Below are 440 nucleotides of genomic sequence, written 5' to 3'. Positions count from 1 at the left end.
AAAATATTAGAGAAAGCTCATAAAATGGAAGCATTGGCTACGTCACTATTCAAAAACAAACTGAACACCTGTATTGTTGAAGTATCAAATACTAAAGATATCAAAGTTACTCAACAACAAAGCTCAGAACCAAATGACATGGAGTTATCCAATTTCATTAAATCCTTATCCAAAAAGGATTTTTCTTCTTTGTCTCCTTATCCTTTTAAAGAAGGACATTATACCATTGGATTAGTTACTGAAGGCTATTTAGAGACTTCGTTCATGATTTCGAATCTGTTAAAGGTCTGCATATTAGCTATGGAAGCCGATTACTGCTCAACACGTTCTATATCTGACCCAGAACATAACATCAAAGAAGTGTTAGGGTATGTCTTGGATATGATTCCGCATAATGAAATGGAGCTTTTGGATGTTATCCGAGATTTAGTCTTAGAACC

At 34.3% G+C, this 440-nt stretch carries 1 protein-coding gene; it reads left to right on the top strand.

Translation table 11 applies throughout. The features are described from left to right. On the top strand, positions 1-440 hold a 440-nt coding region (locus ACH5TX_RS00115; RefSeq protein ID WP_439337535.1), incomplete at both ends, for a hypothetical protein.

Source organism: Thalassobellus citreus (genome assembly GCF_044385915.1).
Lineage (GTDB): Bacteria > Bacteroidota > Bacteroidia > Flavobacteriales > Flavobacteriaceae > Thalassobellus > Thalassobellus citreus.
The sequence above is the reverse complement of the archived record's forward strand: the minus strand, read 5'-3'. Positions and strand labels throughout refer to the sequence as shown.